Annotated in this window: 18 protein-coding genes; 3 read left to right on the top strand and 15 right to left on the bottom strand. The window is 48.1% G+C overall.

Features of this window, described 5'->3' with window-relative positions:
- Window positions 1–6: 6 nt before the first annotated feature.
- On the bottom strand, window positions 7–465 hold the full coding sequence (locus tag J7I12_RS07915; RefSeq protein ID WP_498793516.1) for a hypothetical protein: 459 nt from the start codon (window positions 463–465) through the stop codon (window positions 7–9).
- A gap of 827 nt (window positions 466–1292) precedes the next feature.
- On the opposite strand from J7I12_RS07915, the gene J7I12_RS07910 reads away from it, so the two are divergent.
- Window positions 1293–1694 (top strand): helix-turn-helix domain-containing protein, encoded by a 402-nt coding sequence (locus J7I12_RS07910; protein ID WP_208360799.1) that lies wholly within the window; start codon window positions 1293–1295, stop codon window positions 1692–1694.
- 316 nt (window positions 1695–2010) lie between these two features.
- Here the strand turns inward: J7I12_RS07910 and J7I12_RS07905 are convergent, their stop codons facing one another.
- The 4 genes from J7I12_RS07905 to J7I12_RS07890 form a co-directional block, all read right to left on the bottom strand.
- Entirely contained in the window at window positions 2011–2742 is a 732-nt protein-coding gene (locus tag J7I12_RS07905) for a hypothetical protein (RefSeq protein WP_208360800.1), read from the bottom strand.
- On the bottom strand, window positions 2732–3517 hold the full coding sequence (locus J7I12_RS07900) for a hypothetical protein (protein WP_208360802.1): 786 nt from the start codon (window positions 3515–3517) through the stop codon (window positions 2732–2734). The genes J7I12_RS07905 and J7I12_RS07900 overlap by 11 nt, the downstream gene beginning before the upstream one ends.
- A gap of 137 nt (window positions 3518–3654) precedes the next feature.
- Window positions 3655–5922: a DNA-primase RepB domain-containing protein gene (locus J7I12_RS07895; RefSeq protein WP_208360804.1), complete on the bottom strand. Its 2268-nt coding sequence runs from the start codon at window positions 5920–5922 to the stop codon at window positions 3655–3657.
- Window positions 5919–6242, bottom strand: coding sequence for a plasmid mobilization protein (locus J7I12_RS07890; protein ID WP_208360806.1), 324 nt, complete (start codon window positions 6240–6242; stop codon window positions 5919–5921). The genes J7I12_RS07895 and J7I12_RS07890 overlap by 4 nt, the downstream gene beginning before the upstream one ends.
- A 218-nt stretch (window positions 6243–6460) precedes the next feature.
- On the opposite strand from J7I12_RS07890, the gene J7I12_RS07885 reads away from it, so the two are divergent.
- Window positions 6461–6688, top strand: a complete 228-nt coding sequence (locus J7I12_RS07885) for a hypothetical protein (RefSeq protein ID WP_208360808.1) — start codon at window positions 6461–6463, stop codon at window positions 6686–6688.
- A gap of 45 nt (window positions 6689–6733) precedes the next feature.
- Here the strand turns inward: J7I12_RS07885 and J7I12_RS07880 are convergent, their stop codons facing one another.
- The 10 genes from J7I12_RS07880 to J7I12_RS07835 all read right to left on the bottom strand — a co-directional run bounded on the left by J7I12_RS07880 (window position 6734) and on the right by J7I12_RS07835 (window position 21436).
- Entirely contained in the window at window positions 6734–7564 is an 831-nt protein-coding gene (locus J7I12_RS07880; RefSeq protein ID WP_208360810.1) for a hypothetical protein, read from the bottom strand.
- Window positions 7565–7626: 62 nt separating this feature from the next.
- Window positions 7627–8454, bottom strand: a complete 828-nt coding sequence (locus J7I12_RS07875; RefSeq protein WP_208360812.1) for a TIR domain-containing protein — start codon at window positions 8452–8454, stop codon at window positions 7627–7629.
- A 23-nt stretch (window positions 8455–8477) separates the two neighbouring features.
- Complete coding sequence (locus tag J7I12_RS07870) at window positions 8478–11570, bottom strand: type III restriction-modification system endonuclease (RefSeq protein ID WP_208360814.1); 3093 nt, start codon at window positions 11568–11570, stop codon at window positions 8478–8480.
- Window positions 11567–12604, bottom strand: a complete 1038-nt coding sequence (locus J7I12_RS07865; protein ID WP_208360816.1) for a virulence RhuM family protein — start codon at window positions 12602–12604, stop codon at window positions 11567–11569. The genes J7I12_RS07870 and J7I12_RS07865 overlap by 4 nt, the downstream gene beginning before the upstream one ends.
- Entirely contained in the window at window positions 12601–14622 is a 2022-nt protein-coding gene (locus J7I12_RS07860) for a site-specific DNA-methyltransferase (protein ID WP_208360818.1), read from the bottom strand. Before J7I12_RS07860 ends, J7I12_RS07865 begins: the two co-directional genes overlap by 4 nt.
- Window positions 14623–14630: 8 nt before the next feature.
- Window positions 14631–16367 carry an AAA family ATPase gene (locus J7I12_RS07855; RefSeq protein ID WP_208360820.1) on the bottom strand — a complete coding sequence of 579 codons (1737 nt, stop codon included), beginning with the start codon at window positions 16365–16367 and terminating at the stop codon, window positions 14631–14633.
- Window positions 16351–17253, bottom strand: a complete 903-nt coding sequence (locus tag J7I12_RS07850) for a DNA adenine methylase (RefSeq protein WP_208360822.1) — start codon at window positions 17251–17253, stop codon at window positions 16351–16353. Before J7I12_RS07850 ends, J7I12_RS07855 begins: the two co-directional genes overlap by 17 nt.
- A gap of 3 nt (window positions 17254–17256) precedes the next feature.
- Window positions 17257–17967, bottom strand: coding sequence for a DUF4391 domain-containing protein (locus J7I12_RS07845; protein WP_208360824.1), 711 nt, complete (start codon window positions 17965–17967; stop codon window positions 17257–17259).
- Window positions 17964–21230 (bottom strand): helicase-related protein, encoded by a 3267-nt coding sequence (locus J7I12_RS07840; protein ID WP_208360826.1) that lies wholly within the window; start codon window positions 21228–21230, stop codon window positions 17964–17966. The genes J7I12_RS07845 and J7I12_RS07840 overlap by 4 nt, the downstream gene beginning before the upstream one ends.
- Window positions 21227–21436, bottom strand: a complete 210-nt coding sequence (locus tag J7I12_RS07835; protein ID WP_208360828.1) for a helix-turn-helix domain-containing protein — start codon at window positions 21434–21436, stop codon at window positions 21227–21229. Before J7I12_RS07835 ends, J7I12_RS07840 begins: the two co-directional genes overlap by 4 nt.
- A 433-nt stretch (window positions 21437–21869) precedes the next feature.
- Here J7I12_RS07835 and J7I12_RS07830 point away from each other — a divergent pair, with 433 nt between their 5' ends.
- Window positions 21870–22229 carry a helix-turn-helix transcriptional regulator gene (locus J7I12_RS07830; protein WP_498794165.1) on the top strand — a complete coding sequence of 120 codons (360 nt, stop codon included), beginning with the start codon at window positions 21870–21872 and terminating at the stop codon, window positions 22227–22229.
- Window positions 22230–22232 lie beyond the last annotated feature (3 nt).

The following is a 22232-nucleotide window of genomic DNA, read 5'->3' as shown; positions in this document are numbered from 1 at the left end:
TGCTGCTTACAGTTGAATTTTATCCCATTCATCCAGGCAGTTATCTGATACATTTGAAGGAAGCCACCAACTCCATTTACCAGCTTTTCCGGGGTTGTTATCTACCGTGACAAGTGGTTGCAGTTCTTCTTTTGTATACACAGAGCAACGCGGGTAAGCATAGCTTAAGTTTACAAATACCCAATAATCACACATCAACTTAGGCTCAGGCCCAAACTTTTCGCTTGTCTGCCCAACATTAATATACTGCTTGATGGTAATACTTTTGATTTGTATTGTTTTCACAATAGAACAACCTTCATTGTATATGAGAATGTCGGCGCCTTTTGCATTTCGAGATGTAATAGCTACATTAAAACCTTTTCTTGCTAGGACAAATGATACAAAGTGCAATCCTTGGTTGCCAATAATCTGCTTGTTTTTCGTTTGCTGTTGCCATTTTTGTGCAAGAAAATCATGCATCATGTATCCTCTGATCTGTGCGTGCATAGATTTGGGCCGCTGCCAAGGAAAAACATCATGACGCCAATCTTTATGTACGCAAGGATGGGGGGTGCCAACCTTTTTCAATAGTGGGGGGGGGTGGAGGAGGAATCGAACCTCCTCCGGGCGCTGTCATTGGCTTAACAGTGTGCTTCCGTAAGCATATATCTCCTCTCCCAGCTCTTGATTCCTCACCAGACACCCCACAAGCGCCTTTACAAAAGCCAGGCATATCAAAAAGATAGCTACTACCATAATGACCTCCACATAAATCATCATAGAAAAATGGGCTGTCACGGTGAGTTGAGCTGAGAAAGTACATAAGCTCCAAAAAGCAACACCAGACCAACTGCTAGTTGTTAAATCACAATATGCAGTAATTAATAACGATGTCAATGAGAAGCTGGTGTGAAGACATACAAGCTGAGTATGGTGTTTGTACCAATCTGAAACTTCATTTGGTGCTGCCCTTCCGCTTGAACTCTTCGAAATTTCCGAACATTGCCTTCGGGGCCTTCCCCTGCTTAGCCGTTGAATGAGGTTTCTACGCCGTTGCTTTTCGTGCTGCCATCGGGCATAGAAAAGACAGGTGCTGAATACACCTTTACTCCTAGCGGTCCGTGGCCATCCACGGGGTCGCTTTCCCGCACTCGCTGGTTGGCGACATTCTCTTGTCGTATGGTCTGCCGGGAGTGCGAGGAATACAATACCCTTCGGGGAAATAACTCCGCCGCCGCTAGGACGGTATTCAGCTCCCGGCAATCGCTTTTCGGTGATTGCCAGTCTGGCAATACACCGGAGAGCTTGTCATGACCGAAGTACCTGCCCCCTATGGAAGAACCGCTTTGCGCGATTCTTCGGCTCTTTCCCGCGTTTTTGAAGCGGCTGACTGCCGCACTCAGTCCGAACTCGCGGATTTCTTGGGCGTCCGGCAATCGTCAATTTCTGATGCAAAAAAGCGCGGCTCTGTTCCTGCGGACTGGCTGCTCACGCTGTTGTGCAAGAAGTGGATCAATCCCACTTGGGTTCTGACCGGCCAAGGGGCGCGGATGTTGCAGCCATCAGAATGCACCGTGCCCATGCTTGAGTGGAACGCCCCGGTAGTGGTGCGCTGTCCTCCCACCGACTGCACAACGGATGAATTGATGCAGGAGATTGTGCGCCGGGCTGTGCGGGCCATAGCCCTTGACAATCTCCCCGAAGAGGCTTGAGTGGTGCGGTGGAGGGGTGTCTCGTGTTGTCGCTCAGGTTGCGCTGTTCATACGCCACAACGCAAAATACAGCGCGGTGGCAAAGCTGACCCAAGCCAGAGAGGAAAGCATGAGCACAGCGGCTGTATTGGCACGCTCATGAGAGCCAAAACAATATTTATGGCACTCCTGCGCAAGATTGAAGGGACTGGCTGCCACTTAATAGCATTTCTCATTTTTGCAGACAGTGGCATCTTACAAAAGCATTGATGGCGTCTAAATAATGTAAAATCACATTACAAAGCACTTTAACAAAGAGTTCTTTGCAGCGGATGTGCTACTCTGTAACGATAGGAAATTTTGCAAGTTCTTGCCTCGCTATATTCCAGATGCTGTCAGGCTCAGGGGGTAGGCCACTCAAGTGCAGACGTATAGCGTCTGTCAAAACAGCTTGCGCTTCTTCTGAGAGAATCCACGGCAGAGGTCTAAGGCTGGAAACATTTGGCTCTATCGGTTGAATATGGTCAAGACGTAAAATGGAATGATGTCCACGTTCGTGTGGCAAATTATCCCAAAAAAATTGAGTATACTGCAATGAGCGCACTCTCCGAACAAATTCAGGTTTAAATCCTTCCCTGATACCGCCAGAGTCGGCAGAATAATAAGGAGCAACCAAGTATACTGGAGCAAACTTTGCCCTTGACGCTCCCTGCCTGAGGCTTTCTTCCACAGCAGTTCCTGGGTCAGCCAAAATAAGAACTGGGCGGCGTTTCCCCCTGCCCACTGTGAGGATTTCACCAGGATAATGCGGAACAGCCGCAATGGGAAGATTGGTGATTTCAGGCGCGGATGTAGCACGATTAAGTGTTGTCAGGGTAAAATGAGCAACGGAATGATCTCCTGCATGGGAACCGCCGCGTCCAACAGGCTCCAATATATAGGGAGTTTCAGCAACATGACGAACATGCGCTTCAGCCAAACACCACGCGGCTCTTTTAGGCTTATCCAGTTTTTCCCACCAAGCGGTACATAGCGGCTGGACACAATCCAGTGGATAGTCAGGGGTCATAACGCGCCTTTGATTTCCAAACATCCTCTACGATAGAAACGCTTACCTTACCTTCAGGTAAAGGGGCATTTATGTCCGCATCAAGCGTAGCAACCCCTTCAAAATAAACAGTATCATAAACAGCCATTGGCTGTGTTGTAGTGCATTTTTTTCTTTTCGCTATTTGCTCTGCTATTTTTGCTTGCAGTGTTTTTGATGCACTTGCCTGCCACTCTTTAATCTTTTTTTCCTGTCTAGCAGTCAATGTAATCTTTTTGTTCTTTGTGAAAGCGTTAGGTTCAAAAATCCAACCAGATGGTGTAAAATCGAGTGATTCTTGCGGAGCAGCACGCAGCATTGGTGGTGTATTGTATACAAAGTGTAAAATATCAGAAGTGTGATTCGCAAATTTTCTTACCGCCCATGAGATAAACCCCTGCATATCGATAGTTAAGGACTGCGAAGCTTCTCGAAGACGCTCAAGGGAGTTAATATTCCAGCGTGTATACCCGGTATCAGCGAACTCAGAAGGAAAATTGATAGCCTGCGCACCAGAGGCCGTTAAGCTGGGTTCAATCCTTTGCCACAGTGTCGTATCCCAAGGGCCAAAATGGTGAAACCGCCAATGAATGCCAGTAAAAGTTTCACCCTTATGGTTTTCGGCATAGGCCAAGTCTGCCAAATATATATATTTAATAAAATGGATAGGCCCTAGAGAGCGCTCTCCAAAATCATCAGATTTTTGAGCCTCTATAAGGATGTAGGCAAGAAGCGCGTCAACACGCTGGATATTCATGGGGTATTCACTTTAGCAGAAAGACTGAGCCGTAGCACAACTACCCTTATTAGCTACCATACTTGCCCCCATATTGCCATAGGAAATCTTTGCTTCCCCCGTGACCACATCCGTTTTTGTGCGCTAATTAGGCCAGTTCAGCGCATCCTCAGATTTGGGGCATCCTGCTTAGCCTTGCGTTCCACACCTCCCTCAATCTTCAGCCAATGCTCCATATACCGCCCATTCTTCGCCAGAGCCAGGTCACCCGCCGCGCTGAAAGCATAGGCAGCCGTGCGTTCGGCGTAGCGTTGCCAGTTCCGGCCCTCGTTTTTCTCTCGGATGGTAGGAGCGCATTGGCGCATGGCTTCAGCCACGGTCTGCTGGCTGTGGCCAGTGGCCCGCAAGCGCAGGGCGATCATGGCATCCACCCGTGACAAGTCCTCCAGGGCAAGGTGCTGGCGGATATTCTCATAGTGCGCGTAGTAGGCAGCGGCAGAATCGCCAGGATGTGCGTGTGCGGGCACGGGGCGGGGCTGTGTCTGCCGCCTTTGGACTTCCGCTACGGCATATTCACGCTCAATCTGCCTGGCCAGTTCCTGAGCCTTGGCGCATTCGCGCTTTTCGGCTTGAAGCAGCTTGACCTTGGGGAAGGAGCCGTCCTCTCGCCGGTGTTTGGGCTTCAAGTTGCCGAAGCCTGGTGCTCGGTGCGGATGAATGCAGCCGGAGAGCTTTTTGTCGCCGTATTCCCGATTCAGGCGTTCAGTGATCCGGTTGCCCACGTCCCGGTTGTGCGGGCTTTGCAGCTTTGGAATGGTAAGCACACACTGATAGTTGCCCGGCGAGCTTTCCAGCACCACAGCGGGCCGGAAGCCGTCCGCATAGAGCTTTTCCAGGCTCTCCCGCGTCATGTCGTCGATGAGGATGTGATGCCGGTCTTCTGAAAGCGGCGTGTAATAAATGTTTTCACCTCGCTGCTGAAGCCGGAGCATTTCCGGCAGGTGCTCGGCCAACTCCTCTGGTGTGAAGCCTTGGGACGCTCCGTCCCTCTTGTCCAGAATGAAGACCTTTTTGTCGCCGTCCGGCCTCATGCGGATACAGGTCACGCGGACGCGATCCGCATTTACAGCGGCAACATATTGCTGGAACTGTTCATGCGCAGGTGTGGATGGAGCCGTGGAGGGCTGTTGCACGGGAAGCTCCGGGCGTTGGGGTTGGATACGGAACCTGTGCCGCCAGAGGTCGGCCTGCGTGTGCAGACCACGCCCGCGTAGCCAGGTTTCAAAGCGAGGCTTGCCTGCTTTCGGAGTTTTCTTGCGGCCAAGCTGCCGTTGGAGCTGATGCCATTCTCCGCGTTGACGCACTTTCATACTGTGCCGTTCAGCGTTGAGCACGGGCAGCCCGCGTTTGCCAAGGCCGTTCAAAATCTGTTTACGTTCATTGCGGTGGCGGGCTTTCAAGGCTTCAAGTTGCGGCTGTTTTTTTGCCTCGCTCTGCTCCGAAACGGGCAAAGAAATATCTTTCTGATACTCCCGCCATTCCTCCAGGTTGACCTCGCTCACCGGCTCCGGCGGAATTTTTTCAAGTGAAGGCGGTGCTTCCGCAGGCACAAACTCTCCGAGTTTTTTGCACAGTTTGCTCATGCCAAAATCACGGTCTATGGACGAAGCCTTCACCGCTGTTTCGCCCACAAAGACTATGGCCCCAGAGCCTTTCTTTTCAAAATGCAGCCCTTTTTCCGCCAATTTCTGATGCAGCTCCGGCCAGGACGTGGCATTTTTGATGATGTCATGCCCCCGTTCCTGGGCAATTCGTTGGGCAGATTTTTCGCCGGTGGCGTGTTCCACGGCCATTGCTTCCTGCCGGGGTTGTACTTTTTTAGGCCGTATGTTTCGGGCAAGTTCGCCGCTTTCCAACACCGTGTAGCGGGAATTTGTTTCGCTGGCCCAGCCCTGCTTGTGTTCCACCAGAGCGACGATTTTATGGGCCTCTTCTTTGTCGAACCCCTTGTGCGGTTGCACCGCTTTTCCGGTCACAGGGTGCATCCGATTGACCGCAATGTGGACGTGATAATTTTCGGTGTTGTAATGCAAGCCATAGACGGCCTGGTGCCCGACAAGACCCATGCGCTCCAGAAAAATATCCACCAGCTCATCGACCTGGGCGCGGGTGGGCTGTTCATGCTCCTGCCATGAAAACACCCAATGGCTCACCGGCATTTTGCTGTGGACGCTCTCTTGAGCAAGCGCAATCATCTCCACTTTCTGGCCATTATGCGTGGCGGCAAAAAAGTTTCTGCTCCCGGCATGGGCGATTTTTTCCTGCGGATTCGTATTGTGCGGATAGCGGATATAATCCACCAGATCGCCAATTTGCCAGACCTTGGGCTTGTCCATGTCGGTGTACTTCACCTTCTTGACGATCACGGTTTACCGCTCCCCAATTTTTCAATGGCGCGGCCCAAAATCCGCAGGGTTTCTTCTTGCCCTTCCAGGTGCTCACGGCTGGCTCCTGCCTGCCGCAGTGTTTCAAAATGATGTTTGAGCAGGCCCCCGATGCGGCGCAATTCACGGACTGTGGTCATGTCCGTTTGCGCCACCACTGGCCTGCCGCCAAAGCCGCGACGCCGGAGGCATTCGGAAACCGAAAGCCCGGCCAGGCTGGCTTGTTCTTCAAGCTGCTTTGCTTCGCCTTCTGACACCCAGAGGGTGTACCGCTTATGGAATTTACGCTCCGGCTTTGCCATGCCTTTTCTCCTGTCTTTTGGTTTAGCGCGTGAGAAGCCTGCGCCGAATGCGCTGCCTTTGGGAGTCCAGAGGGCGCAAGCCCTTTGGCAGGATAGTAGTTGGCGTCAGACAACTACCATCCTGCCACGAAGAACCCACAACAGGGAGTGGCGTATTGATATGGATTGAATATTTGTGCTATGCTGCCGGGAAATTCTAAGAATGGAGGCAAACATCAATGGCAGTGAAGACCAGAATACCGATGGAAAAGATTATGGCGGTCAAAAAAAAGCTCCAGAAGCTCCCTGCAAAAGAAACGGGTAAAACCCGCGAGGAAGCTCTGGAGATACTGGCCGGGGACTTTCAGGAGGCTTTGAAGAAGGGGTACTCCGTAAAAGAAATACGCGAAATTTTAGGCAAGGAAGGGGTTACATTAGCGTTGTCAAAAGCAATGCAACAATCGTAAGTGTGGATAAAATTTATGTCACCACAAGTGGAAATAATGAATAGTTTATTTTTTGTTGTTTTGTGGTTTTTTTGGACACCGCGCGCGCATATGTTTTTGTAAGTTTTTCTGCAATACATTCGCAGCACACCAAGGGCATTTTACTAAAGCAGGCGAATTTTGTAATTCCGTCAAAGTTGTTCCTTGTGTGTTGATGGCAGAAGGAGAATGTGAAGAATTTGATGGCTGTGTAGTTTTACTTTGTGGCTTTTTGGGGCAACGCGAAAGATGTTTTTTCTTATTTTTAAGGGATATTAGTGCATTACACCAAGGGCAAGAATTTAAAGCATGCCTATTATGATTTGCAGGAGCAGGAGTTTGTGAACGCCGAATAGGGGGGTGCTTAAAGGTATACATTTCTGGAAGCTTAAGTTTGCTTCCCAATACTAATACAAAGCCATTAATTGAGATGGCTTGAACACCGAAGATAATTTTGTCTTCGGTCCCAGCGGAGTAATAATCATACTCGTCTCCACTGTGATTTGAAACAGAGCCCCTCAATGCGCTGGCAATGCTTGAATGTAATTCTGCCCAATCTGTGGGAAAAATTTCGCCGTTCTGCTTGGATAGCCATGCTCTAATTCGATTGCAACTACGCAAAACCGCAGTAGAAATAAGAAAAGAATTAGCACCAAACTCAAGGCTCCATGAACCATTTTGACCTTGAATATTTTTGGCATGGCCACGTGCCCTGACAGGCCCAGAAGGATGGCCTTCCCACCATGCACAGCCTTCAATAATCTCTTGCGCGAGGGTGAGCGAAATTTTTCCACTATCGGTTACAAGAGAGCTAAGCCGGAGAAGAATTTCATCCTTCCATTGTTTCGTTGCAAGCATCGTTTTTCTCCATAATAAGTTTAGGAGCGTGGCTGCAATTTCACTAAATTATTTCGCTGGAATTACCATAATTTGAACTCTCTTCGGATAGCCGCCATAATGCCACCAATGGTTGAGCCTATATTTCCGTGCTCATAGTCAATACGAATAAGCCCAGAAGCGTTCGACGGCACTTCGACACCCCTTTCTACCAATATAATTGTTTTTTTATATCCAAATTTTTCTTGAAATTTACCTAATTCATGAATGACATTCTGCCGTGCTCGGTAAGTTCCTGCATCCGTTTTATCTTCTCCAGAAAGAACAAGAATTGCCATGTTGGAATTGCAACCAATTTTTTCAATAATATCTGGAACAACTTCACTAGCGTGTGGTTCCATCTCGAAGGCATCAACGGAAAAATCATGTAGATCGTGTAAGTAATCTTTAATAGTGCGCCATGCAGGATCATTTCCATGACCGATTGCAATGGCGGGGCGCACGCTTGGCTCTTCCCGCTTCTGATGTGAGTACCTATGGTCTATCTCATTCCCGTTTGAATCATATAAAGTGACTTTTAGATGAGGCACAGAACAAATGTGCTTTGGTGTTCCAGTAAAAAATACCCAGTGAGCTATTGGACATTTTGGGTCTTCGCCAGGATTGCGAAATCTGTATTTTCCTGTCCCACTGGCAAGAAACAATTTCTCTTGTGGATCAAATGAGCCTTTACTTGGAAAATCGAAAACATGTGAATGCAACTCTCGCCCAGAAGGTACCTCTTTCCATACAATCTTCCATCCAGAAAGGTTGATACTTTTTTGAGAAGTATTCAATATGGTAACAAATTCTTGATATTTAAAATCTGGATCCCCAACACAAATTGCTTCAATGTTAACGTCTCTGCTCATGGAATTCCCTCAAAAAATTTGCATTATTGCGTAACAATTTCCATCAGCTTTCCATAGCTATCCACAACAGAATACTGCACATGCTCAGGGTTAATTTTGCGGTTCACTTCTGCAAAAAACTTCTGGGCACACTTGATCTTTGTTTTTTCAATAGCGCGTAGCTCCATACTGGACATGGAGCCTTTGGTCTCGGCAACGAAGTAGATATGTTTGACGGAACCCTCTTTGAAGGAAATGGCCCAGTCGGGGTTATAGTCGCCCACGGGTGTGGGAATCAGAAAGCCTCGCGGAAGTTTTGCGTACACGACCACTTCGGCACTGGTGTCCAGCTCTTTGACAAACGCTCTCTCGACCTTGGAATCTGTGATTGCGTAGTCATAAATGTGGTTCTTGAGCTTTTCTCCTGCCTTGCTGAAATCCTGCTTGCTTTGACTCGCCGTGAAAATGTCCATGTCATAGCTTTCGGCAAGGCTGTCATAGCTCAGTCGTTCAATAATCATGGTGGCTTTTTGTTCGTTGATTAGTCGTGAAGCCTCGGCAATAAAATGCTCCGGGTTTTGCTTGAACTGGTCAAAAACATCTGGCCTGACGCCACGCAAAATTTCTGTGATGGTTTTCCGTGTCAGGTGCGTATTCTCAGCAACTTTGCCAATCAGGTCATAGCTCACAGCGGAGTGAACCGACATGGTGTGGGCCTCTGTTGTTGAGCTGATCAACGTGAAGGCGTCACCATTTTTGAGCTGGTCATCGGTAAGCTGCTCACCTTGCACACCACTTTGAATGGTGTATTGCAAAGGTGTTACGTGCAACTCCTTGTTCAGCGTGCTGATACTGTTTTGAACAAGTTCTGCGGAATCAAACGCAACACGATAAACGGCCTTTTTGTTGATACGATTCCAGAGTGCCTTGAATTCTTTCTTATCAAAATTGGCATTCAGCGGGTTTGACTTAGTACGGCGCTCGTCATCAAATGTTGGCAAGCCAGACTCGCTGAACACGCTATCAATCAGGCCAAAAATGTGTGCAGCGTGAGGTGTAAGCTCTGGCGGCAGAGGAGCCAGGGTGCCGGTCGCTTTTGCCTCGTGGTAGGCGGTGGCAACGTGATCTGCGTCATCGGTATAGTCATTTTTGAGCAGATACTTGTAAATTTGCTTGGCCATCGTCGGGGTAATCTCCACGGGGCCACTTTCTGTTGTGATGATTCTGCCTGTGAAGTACGCCTCGTCGGCCTTTCGTGGCCTTTCGGAGAGCGACGCGCTGATTTCCTGCTGCAAGTTGCTCACAAAGTCCTTGTAGCTCTCGCTGGCAACAACCGTCAGCACATTCACGTCATGGACGGTTGCCGGGTTATCCATGCGATCCCCGTGCAGGTTGACGCTGATGCGCAAGCCTCTGCCCACTTCCTGGCGGCGAGATATGGTGTTGTCGCTGTGTTTGAGCATACACATCACAAACACGTTGGGGTTATCCCAGCCTTCGCGCAAAGCGGAGTGAGAAAAAATGAAACGGACTTCTTTCTTTTTGCGGCTTTCCGCATCGTCACCGGCGGTGGGAAAAGACAGAAGGGATTCCTTGTCCTTCAGAATCAAGTCATAGGCGTCCACGTCATCAGAAAGGCCCGCCTCTTCACCGCGCTTGACGATGCTGGGGTCAACGAGGCGTCTGCTCTTTTTGTCGATGGAGAAATACCCGTTATGGGTGCGCTCCACAGGAATAGCCTGCAAAAACTGGCCGTAAGCATTGGTATTAGCGGGCAGCGCTGCCAACATTTCAGCTTTCAGGTTTTCGTACTCTTCTTCGAAAATTCTGGCGTACTCGCCTTTTTCATCCGGCTGGCTGTAATCCCGATACTTGGCAACCTCGTCGATAAAGAAGAGAGAAAGCACTTTGACGCCCTGCGTAAAAAGAGCCTGCTCTTTATCCAAATGGGCCTTGATGGCTTCTCTGATCTGGATACGCCGCATGGTCATTTCGGTAATATCGCCGGTGGCGTCACCAGCCGTCAAAACCTGGCCATTGGTGAACTCCACTGTGTCGGTGGTGGCGTCGATTTGGGCAATCACAAAGCCCTTGTACTGATCCAGTTCGTTGGATTCCGCAAACAGATCGCGGCCGCGCTCCAGACGCTTGACGATGCGCTTTATGCCGCCTCCTTGGCGTACTTCCATTTCAATGCGGGCCACAGGAGCCTTCTTGGAAATTTCAATGGATTCCAGATACAGATAGGCATTGGTGCCAGCCAGGCCTTTAACCGCGATGCCGCGCACGGCAATTTTTTTCACCAGCTTCAGGTTATAGGCGTCCAGCGCATCCAGCCGATGAATTTTGTTGTGCGTGGTGCGGTGGGTGGCGGAGTAACGTAAAATCATCAGAGGCTTGAATTTACTCAAGGCCTCCAGCGTTTTCTTGCCTTCCATCTTTTGTGGTTCATCCAGAATCAGGATGGGGTGATTGCTGCTGATCACGTCAATGGGCTTGCGCGATTGGAAATCGTCCAACTCATCGTAAATGCGGCGGTTATCCTTGCCTGTGGCATTGAATGCCTGAATGTTGATGATCATGACGTTGATGCCCGCATCAGAAGAAAAGCTCTCCAAATGGTGGAGTTGCCGAGAGTTGTAGGCAAAAAAGCGAATTTTCTTGCCATAGCTTTCGGTAAAGTGCTCCGCAGTGATGGCCAGTGACTTCAGCACACCTTCACGAATGGCAATGCTGGGGACAACAATGATGAATTTGCTCCAGCCGTAGAGCTTGTGCAGTTCAAAAATTGTTTTGATGTAGCAATAGGTTTTGCCTGTGCCTGTTTCCATTTCAACATCAAGATTGATGTTGCACCCGGCACTGGGCACCAGGGCGGAAGACAGGGGCAAGTTTTGGCGGCGCTGCACGGCCTGAATGTTGGCCAGCACCTGCGCATCGCTTAAATGGCAAGGGGCATTCCTGAAGCCAAGGGATTCGGAAAGGGTATCCACATACTGGCCGGGTGCTATTTGTTTTCCCCGACCTGGGTCAACGCGGTACGTTACACCGGCGCTGTTCACCTGCCCGGCAAAACAATCAATCACAGATTCCACAGCCGTGGTCTGGTAGGGCTGAACCTTAAACTTCAGTTTCATGACTTGTTCCTGTCCCGACTTGGAATATTTTGCAGAACGCGCTTTTCGGCTTCGACAAAATGCTGCTCGACGGCTGTGGGCAACTGTGCTCTGACGGCGCAAAACTTATCGTATTCTGCGTGAGCTTTGTGCATAGCTGCTTCGTGGCTGATTTGCCCGGCATGAGCCAAGACTTCCCGACCTGTCATGGTCAGGAATTGGTGCAGGCGTTCCATCCAGTCTCGCATGGTCATGGGAATGTGGTTCAAAGCCTGTATTTCCGCCACTTCAAGGTAGGCGGAGACAATGCGGTTGAGAATGTTCAGCTCTTCTTCCGTTAGGTAGTTCTTGGCAATTTCCACATCACGCAGAAGTAAAGTGTTGCCCGGATAGTTGGTTATCCCCATGTTGGGTTTCGTGGCATCCACCCTGGCGTAGATGAGCTCGGCAGCAGTGTGGCCGTGCGCTGCCCAGTGCATTTTATTCTGTACCTGTTTGAAAAATAGCTGTGATTCAGGGGCTTGTGGGTTATAGTCCACGCTTGTTGCATAAATATCTAAAATTTTACGCCAAAATATTTTTTCAGAACTGCGTATATCCCGAATGCGGGCAAGAAGCTCTTCAAAGTAGCGGCTGTTGCCAGCTTCTTTCAAGCGAGCATCATCCATCGTGAAGCCCTTGACGATATATTCTTTCAGGCGCTCCGTGGCCCACATGCGGAACTGGGTTCCTCGCAGGCTATTTACGCGGTATCCCACGGAAATAATGGCATCAAGGTTGAAATACTCTACCTGATAGGTTTTGCCGTCAGCGGCAGTTGTTGCAAAAACTGCAACAACTGAATCGCGCTGCAATTCCCCGCTGGAAAATATATTCTTGAGGTGACGGGAAATGCCCGACTTATCAACCTGAAGCAGCTCTGCCAGTTGGGAGAGGGAGAGCCATACGCTTTCATTATGCAGGCGCACTTCAAGTTTGGGGCCTTGCCCATCGGTCTGGAAGAAAAGCAATTCCCCCATATTCTCGCAAGGAATCATAGGCACCTTGTCATTCATATGGCTTTGACCTCTGTGCCAGGAGACAGTTGCCTGAAAATTTGTGTGGCGTTGATTTTGACGGCATCAGAAGAAAATCCGTTGTCGCGGAATACTACGCGCAAAGGTTTTGCGCGGGCGAGTTCTTTGACAAGCTCCTCGGTAAGGCCGGTATCAAAGCAGGCCACAAGGGCGTTTTCGTCCACGAAAAAGACGGTCTTACCCAGAATGGTTTCCTTGCGAATGGGCAGGGTCAAATCCACGCCCCAGTCCAGCAGCACCTGGAAGAGCAAGTCTTCCGGTTTGCGGCCAAGCTTGATGTTGTCGGTCATCATGTCCAGCATGGACTGGTTCAGTGTGTCCGGCGTGTAATACACATCGGCCATGTTGGATGAGTCAACCTTGAGGACGCGGAAGCCGATGTCCAGAGGAGCGCTGCGCCGTGCATTGGCGTCCAGCAGGCTGCCCTGGGCATTTTGGCTGTTCTGCGCGTCAAGTTCCGCCTTGATCTTGGCTCCGGCCCGGCGGATGCGCTCTTTGCCTATTTCCGCAATGGTTTTGTAGCCCGCCTTGTAGGCTTCGGATTTTTCGTCGCACGGCTCTGGCAACTGCACCATGATGAATTGGCGATTGCCGCTGTCTTCAGCGTTGAGCTGCATGACGGCATGGGCGGTGGTGGCGGAGCCGGAGAAGAAGTCGAGGATGATGTCTCCCTGATCCCATGGAACAATAGCAGCGAGCTTTCGGAGCAATATTGTTGGCTTCTTCCCGCTCCTAAAATCCACATCTCCTTCGTGCCGACAATTTCCAAAATCGGCTGCCAGATCTAAAAAAGTAACAATTGTTTTTTTCTTTTTGGCTTCATCTGGCGAGTTTAATTTATCAACTGGCACACCCTGGAAATATTTCCCCTTTGTTGCACCTTCTCTTTGTGGCCCTGTAAAGTACCTATACGGTCGCTCATCATCCCCAATCCCATATACCTTATACAAAACACCCAACCCATCTGTCCTGTAACGGCCTGCTAAGTGATCTCGAAAAAATCTGCCGGAAGAGTTTCCATCTAAAATCGATCCAGTAGCCCAAATTTCCTTAAGTAATCCCCTGTCAGCATCTTTATTTATTATTTCAAAGTCGCCTGGATTAAATATTTCTACTTTTTTCCCTCCCAACTCAGTAAGAGTGGGTGGATTTTTTTCTAAAACATCCCAAATAAATTTGTCATAGTTATAGTCTTCGACTTCCTGAACTATACTAATGCATTCTTTAGACTTTGTGTAAACTAAAATATTTTCTACTACCTTTTGGAAAAGCATGTCTTCGACAAGGGTCTTGCCCTCATACCGCACTTTAATTGTGTAACAGGATAAGGCATTTTCACCTCCGAAAATCTCATCACACATCTTTGTGAGATTAGACATTTCATTGTCGTCAATGCTAATAAAAATGATTCCATCATCACGCAATAAATTTCTTGCCAGCTTCAAACGCGGATACATCATGCTCAGCCAGTCGGAGTGAAAACGCCCATTGCTTTCTGTATTGGCAACTAGCCAGTTTCCTTCCTCGTCTTTCTGGTTGGAGCGGTACAAGAACTCATCAGTGTTCTCTGCAAAGTCGTCTTCATAGATGAAGTCTTTGCCCGTGTTGTACGGCGGGTCAATGTAGATCATCTTGACCTTGCCAAGATACGTCTCCTGAAGGAGCTTTAAGGCATCAAGGTTGTCGCCCTCAATATACAGATTTTTGGTGGTGTCAAAGTCCACACTCTCTTCCCGGCAAGGGCGCAGCGTTTTGGCAATGGGCGCATTGGCAGTGAGCAGGGCTTCACGCTTGCCCGGCCAGTCAAGACGGTATCGCTCTTGCGGCCCCTCAACGATGGATTCGGACAACTCTTGCCGCAGCAAGTCAAAATCCACCGCGAGCTTTACCTTGCCGTCTTCATCTCTGGCCTCGGTCACGCAATTGGGGAAAAGCTCGCGAATGCGGGCCACGTTTTCCTGGGTCAGATTGGGAGAGTGCATTTTGAGCTTTTGCATATAGAACCTCAATTTGCGGAATTAGGCGTGGATAGAAATTTTTGCTCTATATCAAGCGTAATCATATCACACGCATCAATCACGCTCTCATTTTTAACCATCTTCAGCTTTTCTAAAAGCTTCAAGCAAAAGGCTTTAGCAGCTTCTTTATTGCGTTTTACCCAAAGCTGGTAGACATCCCTGTCTTTGGTGCCAAAGTAAGTGTATCGTCTGCACATGCGCATCCATTTTTTGAATTCTTCGGTTTGATCAGAAGATGGATTCAAGTGATTAAAATTAGTAAAGCACTCTTGCTGAGAGCAAGCTAGGTCATTTTCCCACGCTGAATCATCATCCGGCAGGCTTGCAAGAAATTGGAAAAGTACACGCTCTATAGCAGACCCGCCAGGGAGCGCTATGATAGGATCAGTTACAGAGCTTGCCATGTTATGTGCATCGGGATCGAGTACATATACAATTTTTCTGAACTCAGGAATTTTGCTTTTTGCTAATCGAGACAACACATTATCTGGCAGAGACATTTCTCTATTATTTTTTGAAGTTATGTGAATTGTTACATATTTAGAGAAAATATTTCCCGTAACTTGCTTAAAAAATTCACTCCCCACACTATCTTCAAAAAGAACAGTTGTTTTAATTGGCCGTGCTGCTTTTGGAGTAGGTTTTCTGATGAGAGCAAGATCCCTTTCAACAAAACTAAAATCTACCCCTTCATGGATATGAATTTTTCCACCACGCTTTCGCAAATAAGCCAGCTTAGAGCACTGTGGTGTAAACTCGTCGGCAAATTTTAGTAGGGCGAGAGAGTGTGTTGTTGCCACAACCTGTAAAGATAGGTCGTTGCACGCTTCAAACAAAATACGAAACAAGATTTCTTGTGAGGTTGGGTGCAGCGATGCGTCAAGTTCGTCAACCAGCAACAAACCGCCCTGGTATTTATCGCCAAGCTGGCGTTTTAATGCTCGGAAGGAAATAATTGCGGTTAAAATTTGGCCAACATTATCTTGTCCGGCTGAAGCTCCTAAACTGTCATAAGCAGCTGTTCTAACCGATTGGTAGATACCTTTTGCATTGCCTGTATTAATTTCTTCCGAAACCACTTGCTCGCCGGGTGGAGTATAGAGAATTTGTTTATAGCTTTTTTCCCAGTAGGCCTTGTCCTCGCTGCCTAACGCGCATTGAGCTGTTGAAATTTTTTCACAGGTGGCGAGTGGGCGTAACCGTTCAAGTCCAAGAAAAATCACCGGATGTGGAAAGTTTCCCTCTCCAGGGGCACGCGAGTCAGAGTTGGTTACAAACCTTAAATGATTCTTTTTTTGGTCTTTTCTGGCTTCCGACGTTACAACGAGTCCTTGTGTCGCAACCCGCGATGCAGGAATGACAGTGTCTCCTGTAAGAAATACTGTGTACCTATGCTCCTGTGGCGGGTCAAATTCTGCGGACATTCTAAAAATTTCCGAATACTCCGCCTTAAAATATTCACCTGTGATAGTTTTTAAAGTCAATAAATCTATGCCATGATAGGCCGTTGTATATTGAGAATCTCCCTTAGACCGGTTTGGAAAACCGAGAGGCTGCGATAGCATTCCAAGAATCGTTGATTTTGCTGTTCCATTTTGCCCGGCAATCAGGGTAATTTTTTCTCCCACAGACAAACTTGAACCTGGAGAAAAAGCCCGAAATTTTTCTATGGCTAATTTTTCTACTCGTGTTTTTGGCGCTGTTTGTCTAGTATGTCTTGGCATTGTCCGACCTCATTTGTGTAACTGTAATTTGAGGTACAATCAAAATTTCCTTGGCCTTTCTCACGTGCTGCATACTGTATTGCAATGAAAACTCATGAAGCGAAACAAACTCATCATCATAAATATTTTTTATCTCTTCACAATTGTCGTACGTCATCATCCACCTGCAATGCTTAAAATTTTTCATATACTCTGCAAGTCGTAAATGATCGTTGTGAGTGTAAAAGTTTAGATATAAATCTTTACCTCTGTGGTAGTATGGAGGATCAAGATATAAAAAAACTCTATCTCGATTCAATGTGCAATTTTCAATATTTTTAATAAATTCCAATGCATCTTCAGAGGTAAAAGTAATTTTATCTTTTACTAAGGCAATTTTATTAATGCGTTCTATGAGCACATCTTTTTTAAACCTTGCGTCCAGGCGGTAAGCGCCGTCTTGCTTTCTGCCACCAATCGGCCCGGCTTTTGGCAGAACTCCTGCCCGATTCGTGCGATTGAGGAAGAATGTCGAGAAACCAAGGGCAAGGCACATTTCTTTCGAAGATAAATCCGATATAGTGGCATTATCGTAAACAGCCCTATGCTCTTTCCACGATTCAATTGTTATTTTACAGTCATATATTTTTTTTATAAAATTATCGGTTTGATCTAGGAGAGACATCCAAAAAGCTGCTATGCAAGGGTCAAAATCATTTATTATTATGCGTTCAACTCTTTCTGTAAGAAGTAGTGTTAGCGCAACTCCTGCACCACCTGCAAAAGGTTCACAATAAACACCTTCTTGTCCAATATTATTTGCAGACAAGACTTCTATAAAGAATTCCGCAGCAGCAGCCTTGCCGCCGGGATACCGTAGTGGACTATAATTATTGATAAAACCCATATGCTATGTCCTTCGCATACATGCTTTCAACATGCCTGCATTGTATGGAGTTGCATGGGTAAGGGCAAGAATTTGACCTGTTATCAATTTGATATTTTGATTAATCTCCACCTTACGATTAAACTGCTTTTCCTTGGCAAGCAGTGCCTCGCATCGCTCCAGTTCGCGCTGCACCTGCTCAATCTCTGCCATGCGGTCAACCTGCTCCGGCAAACTCTCTCCCTGACGTGGCGGATAGGGCAGCAGCGGTGTCAAAAGCTGCGCGTAGAGCGCCTCAAGGTCAAACACCACTGGCAGTGGCTGACGCGGCGTATCCTCTGGCAGCCAGTCAGTGGCAAAATAGGGGCTGATGACACTTTTGGCGGCGTCTGCCTCGTTGGGGCGTTTATAGGCGGCAATGGTCTTGACCTTGCCCTCATGGTACAGCTCAAAAATAAGCGGAAAGGGAATGGCCTGGTCGATGCAGCACAGCACTTCCTGCTTCAGCTCACCAGTTTTGAGGGTGATATGGAATATCTGGATTTCTGGAACAGCGGCTGTACCTTGCACATTGATGGTTTCGGGGGCCAGTTTATATTGCCAGACAATCTGCTCAACCTGGCGGACAAACAGTTCTTTCACAGCATTAGTGGGCTGGGTGCGCTCATAGATTTTACTCTTGGGCAGCACCCGACCAAATGCGGCGTTGGAAGGATAGGCAAAGAGCGTTGTCACTGCGCCTCCTGCACGACCAAGAAGGCAATAAGCTCAAAGTCATCAAGCCCCGAAATAGTATTGGTCAGGGCTGTGGTTTTGCCGCCGGTGAACAGGCTGTCAATGTCCTTTTCCTCTTTCACCTCGATCATGGAGCGGACAGCCGCACTCAGCAGCGTGGAATACGCTTTCATGTCTCTGCCTTCCTTGGTCTGTTGATTAAACAGGCGGCAGACTTCGGCAATGGGTTCGCTCTGCCCCTTGCAGGAGGTGCGTACAAGATCGAGCAGCCTTTTTACTTCCGTGTGGTAGGCGACAACCTCCCCATCCTTGGCAACATACACAAGGTAGTAGGGGTGAAGACGATTGTGCTGATGAACGGTGGCACCGTCATTACGATTACGCAGAGCAAAAATGGCACCGGGCTTGAGGCCCAAAGCCGGTTGTGCCGGAACAACGGCGTGCATCCCCTTGGGGGCAAGCTCCATATCGCCGTGCGCTTTGACGTAACCCAGAAGATCCATGCGAAAATCGTTCAGCCCCAGGTCGGTTATGGAAACGCCTGTTTTCAGGTCTTCCAGCTCAATGACCTCATCCTGAAGGCGGCGGAGTTGCTCTTTGCGGTAACTCACTTCGCTGCTTTGCGCGGTGAGCATGTTGTCATCGCCGGTGGCCGTCACGTCTGCAATCATCATGCGGGTTTCCACCCGCTCCTTGAGGTTTATGTATTCGTCAAGGGAGATGTCCGGCCAATAATTAACAAGCTGAATATGGGTGTTGCGGGAGCCTATGCGGTCGATGCGCCCAAAACGCTGGATAATGCGCACGGGGTTCCAGTGGATGTCGTAATTGATCAGGTAGTCGCAGTCCTGAAGGTTTTGCCCTTCAGAAATACAGTCCGTCCCGATAAGCAAATCAATCTCATGAGGTTCATCAGGCAGCGCCAGTGCCTTTTCTTTGCTGACAGGTGAAAAAAGCGTGAGAATAGCCTGGAAATCATAGCTTTTCTTCAGGGTAGACTTGGGCGCGTCCTTGCCTGTGACCTTGCCGGTGTGCAGCCCCCTTGCCCTGAAGAGTGGGGCAAGGTTGTCGTACAGGTAGTTGGCAGTGTCGGCAAAAGCTGTAAAAATGAGCACCTTCTTGTTGTCGGCATTGAGGGGCGCTGCAATTTTCTTCTGGATCAGCTCCTGGATGTGTTGCAGCTTGGCATCGTCTTCAGGAGCAACTTTGTTCATGGAAGTCAGCAAGCCGGTGATGACGGCAAGGTCGGCGGATAAATCGGCTTCCCATGAAGGCAAATCCATATCGGCAAGGTGTATTTTAACCTTGCCACCGATAGCGTTCCCAGAAAATACGGGGATGTCATCGTCGTCGGCATCCAGCATTTCCAGCCGATCGCTCCAGTCAGTGACGATTCCACTCCCCGATTGCTTAAAGGTCTGAATGCGCGAAAGCATCTGAACATGGTTTTCGTGCAGGCCACTGAGCGTCAGTCTGAATGCCTCCACAGAGCTTTCGAGGCGCTTCAGGAGATTGGTGGTCATCAGGGCTTGAAGGCTGCGCTCCCGGTCGGCTTGGCGGAATTTGCTTTTTCCGCCTTCCACCTGCGTGTCGTACCGTTCCTCGTACTTTTTCAGGCGGCTGGGCAGAATGTAGCTTATGGGCGCATAAACAGAGAGCTTGAGCTGCGATAACTCCGCAAAAATACCGTTAAAATCGGGAACATCAGCCCGTGCCGTCAAAGGGCAGCGGAAGGACAGGGGCTTGAGTCGCTCTGGAAAAGGGCCAATGTCCTTGGTGTCGTAAAAAGCCTGAATGTGTTTGCGCGAGCGGGCGATGGTAACGCAGTCGAGCAGCTCGAAGAAATCAAAATCAAGTGTATCCAGAATGGCCTTTGCCGTGCGCTCTTCCGGGGGGAGCTTTGCCCATTGATTGAAGGCAACCTGGGCGCGTCGAAAGACCTCTTCAACGCTTCGCTGACTGCGCAGCTTGTTGCTGAGGTTTTCAGAATCGCCTTCATAGGCCAAAGCCAATTGGTTGCGTAAGTCGCTGAAACGATTGTTGACCGGCGTAGCAGAGAGCATAAGCACTTTTGTTTTTACGCCGTTCTTGATGACCTTGTTCATCAATTTTTGATATCTGGTTTCTCTGTCTTTAAATGCCTCATTATTCCTGAAGTTGTGCGACTCATCAATAACAACAAGGTCGTAATTACCCCAGTTTATGCGGTTGAGTGGAATGCCAAAAGATTCACCTGATGTTCTTGAAAGGTCAGTGTGGCAAAGAACATCGTAATTAAAGCGATCTTTTGCAAAAATGTTTGTGTTAAGGTTACTGTTGTAGTTCAACCAATTGTCAGAGAGTTTCTTGGGACAAAGGACAAGAACAGAGCGATTGCGTAATTCATAGTATTTTATGACCGCCAGAGCGGTAAATGTTTTGCCAAGTCCAACACTGTCTGCCAGAATACACCCATTGTATGTTTCCAATTTATTGATGATACCTACCGCAGCGTCTTTTTGGTAGTTGAAAAGCTTCTGCCAGACAAGCGTATTTTGGTATCCAGTTCTGTCGTTTGGCAGAACGTCTTCATCAATATCGCTAAGAAATTCACTGAATATATTGTAGAGAATAAGAAAATAAACTCGCTCTGGGGAATTTTCCTGATAGACTGACTCAATGTGGTCGCAGATAATAGCAGTTACATCTTCGAGCTTGTCGGGATCATTCCAGATTTGCTCAAATAGCTGAAGATATGTTCCTGTAAATGAAGGTTCATCAAACCTATTTACGATATTTGAAACGGCATCACCCTTTTGATAGCCAATATCCACTGCTGTAAAACCGTGCAGTGGCATATAGGCAATATCCTGTTCTTCTTGATGAATACAGGCAAACTGCTGCATTGGCGCTTTGGTTCTATTAGAGCGAAAAATAGCTTTTCTGCGCATCCACTCGGCGCACTCTCTTGCTATGGCTCGTTGCGTCAATTTGTTCCTGAGCTGTATCTCAAATTCTGAGCCGTACAGGCTCTTTTCTCGTTCTTTTTTGGGGATAAAAAACTCTCGACGTTCCTTGCGTATCTTGTCAGTAACTTCGTCAGCAATAAAGGCTGGTGATGTAAATATAAACTGCAATGAATCAATTTTTGCAAGCTCAGTCTTAAGAGATTCGTATGCGTATATCGAAAAGCACGAAGCAGCAATTTTGAGCTTGCTCTTCTTATGCAATGAATTTTTAATGTCATCGCCAAGCAATGAATTGATATTGTCGATTATTTTCATTGCTTTGAGCCTTTTGAATCGTGTTCATTCGCCCCTCCAGCCTTTACCCACGCATCAACCTCGTCTTTTTTGAACTTCCAAAAACGGCCCATGCGGTGGGCAGGCATTGAGCGTGTGCTGATCCAGCGGTAAACAGTGTCGCTGCTGACGCCCAGGTATTCGCCAATTTCACCTACAGACAACCAGCGATCTTTCATTTCAGACATTGGGGAGGCTCCTCTTGGGCACGGGTTGCCGCGCCTGAGAGTGGATATGTGGGTATTGCAGTCAGTTTTAACATTCGACTTTTTCAGTCTATTTTAGCAATGCCGGGCTGTCAAACGCACAAGCCCGGATAGGCAAGGATTGGCGAGCAAGGGATTAAGCGGAAAAGGCTTTTGGAGTCACAAACGCACACTCACAACATGCTGTATTTAAAAGAAATATAATCAGGCTATTTCCATCGTCGTCGGATTATTTTTTTTCAGCCCCTATCAAAAGGCCACTGTTTTGAGCGTTCTCACCATGCTACTGCCTGTAAAGATGTACTTTTTTATAGACACTATAGCATGGAGAAGAAAGTGCGAAATTTGACTCAGACGGAGCGGCAAATTGTAGGGCTACTTGCCCACGGGATACGACCTAAAAGAACTTGCGAAGATGTTATCAATCTCCTATGGGACAGTGCGCTGGCATCTCGTTAATCTCAGGAGTGCTTTTGCAGTGCGAACAACCCGTGAATTGCTGATCAAGATCGAGGCAAGCTCCACCACAACGGTCACGCCTCCAAGTAAAATCAAACTATCGCCTCGCGGAAAGCAGGTATTGGAGTTGTTCATGCACAGTTTTACATATCAGCAAATTGCAATACAGTTGGGCATGAGTGTGAGTGGGGTTCGCAGACATTGCGAAAAAATGCTGTGGAAAAATGGCTGTGAATCCATGCTTTGTCTGATTGCCAAGTATAAACGCCATAGGGTTCATGAATCATGTAAGCATGAAGTGCAATCTGATCGTTGAAAA

This window comes from Desulfovibrio diazotrophicus (assembly GCF_902498985.2).
Taxonomy (GTDB): domain Bacteria; phylum Desulfobacterota; class Desulfovibrionia; order Desulfovibrionales; family Desulfovibrionaceae; genus Desulfovibrio; species Desulfovibrio legallii.
This window is presented reverse-complemented; position numbering and strand designations above follow the sequence as displayed.

Excerpts from the sequence above, each read along its gene's own strand:
- J7I12_RS07915 (WP_498793516.1), bottom strand. The coding sequence starts at position 465 with ATGATGCATGATTTTCTTGCACAAAAATGGCAACAGCAAACGAAAAAC.
- J7I12_RS07910 (WP_208360799.1), top strand. The coding sequence starts at position 1,293 with ATGACCGAAGTACCTGCCCCCTATGGAAGAACCGCTTTGCGCGATTCT.
- J7I12_RS07905 (WP_208360800.1), bottom strand. The coding sequence starts at position 2,742 with ATGACCCCTGACTATCCACTGGATTGTGTCCAGCCGCTATGTACCGCT.
- J7I12_RS07900 (WP_208360802.1), bottom strand. The coding sequence starts at position 3,517 with ATGAATATCCAGCGTGTTGACGCGCTTCTTGCCTACATCCTTATAGAG.
- J7I12_RS07890 (WP_208360806.1), bottom strand. The coding sequence starts at position 6,242 with ATGGCAAAGCCGGAGCGTAAATTCCATAAGCGGTACACCCTCTGGGTG.
- J7I12_RS07885 (WP_208360808.1), top strand. The coding sequence starts at position 6,461 with ATGGCAGTGAAGACCAGAATACCGATGGAAAAGATTATGGCGGTCAAA.
- J7I12_RS07880 (WP_208360810.1), bottom strand. The coding sequence starts at position 7,564 with ATGCTTGCAACGAAACAATGGAAGGATGAAATTCTTCTCCGGCTTAGC.
- J7I12_RS07875 (WP_208360812.1), bottom strand. The coding sequence starts at position 8,454 with ATGAGCAGAGACGTTAACATTGAAGCAATTTGTGTTGGGGATCCAGAT.
- J7I12_RS07870 (WP_208360814.1), bottom strand. The coding sequence starts at position 11,570 with ATGAAACTGAAGTTTAAGGTTCAGCCCTACCAGACCACGGCTGTGGAA.
- J7I12_RS07865 (WP_208360816.1), bottom strand. The coding sequence starts at position 12,604 with ATGAATGACAAGGTGCCTATGATTCCTTGCGAGAATATGGGGGAATTG.
- J7I12_RS07860 (WP_208360818.1), bottom strand. The coding sequence starts at position 14,622 with ATGCAAAAGCTCAAAATGCACTCTCCCAATCTGACCCAGGAAAACGTG.
- J7I12_RS07855 (WP_208360820.1), bottom strand. The coding sequence starts at position 16,367 with ATGCCAAGACATACTAGACAAACAGCGCCAAAAACACGAGTAGAAAAA.
- J7I12_RS07850 (WP_208360822.1), bottom strand. The coding sequence starts at position 17,253 with ATGGGTTTTATCAATAATTATAGTCCACTACGGTATCCCGGCGGCAAG.
- J7I12_RS07840 (WP_208360826.1), bottom strand. The coding sequence starts at position 21,230 with ATGAAAATAATCGACAATATCAATTCATTGCTTGGCGATGACATTAAA.
- J7I12_RS07835 (WP_208360828.1), bottom strand. The coding sequence starts at position 21,436 with ATGTCTGAAATGAAAGATCGCTGGTTGTCTGTAGGTGAAATTGGCGAA.
- J7I12_RS07830 (WP_498794165.1), top strand. The coding sequence starts at position 21,870 with ATGTTATCAATCTCCTATGGGACAGTGCGCTGGCATCTCGTTAATCTC.